This is a genomic window from Peribacillus sp. SIMBA_075, assembly GCF_046534585.1.
In genome coordinates this window covers 1-268 of the sequence record NZ_JAWRYN010000712.1, presented here as the reverse complement: position 1 = coordinate 268, position 268 = coordinate 1, and the positions used below count along the sequence as shown (strand labels likewise).

The following is a 268-nucleotide window of genomic DNA, read 5'->3' as shown; positions in this document are numbered from 1 at the left end:
CTACATTGTTAGCAATACAAGTGTTTTCTATCATGCCTAAATCAAATTCAGCGTTTTGAACTACCCCCACTTTCACTTCGTTTAGAAGTGAGGGATTCCTAAGTAAAGAGTTCTATCGAACTCTAATTGATTAGGCTAACCCCGCAGTCCTTGCGGTTAGAAGCCTTATTGCTTCATTCTTTATATTGATACTTGCGTTAATATCCCTATCATGGTGTGTACGACAAGAAGGACAGTCCCATTTACGTAGGTTTAGGTTTTTAACGTC

The 268-nt window shown here is 38.8% G+C and carries 1 protein-coding gene; it reads right to left on the bottom strand.

The features are described 5' to 3' along the window. Nucleotides 1-130: 130 nt before the first annotated feature. Nucleotides 131-268 (bottom strand): zinc ribbon domain-containing protein (locus SB775_RS30055; protein ID WP_410864904.1); only part of this gene is annotated, 138 nt, incomplete at its 5' end.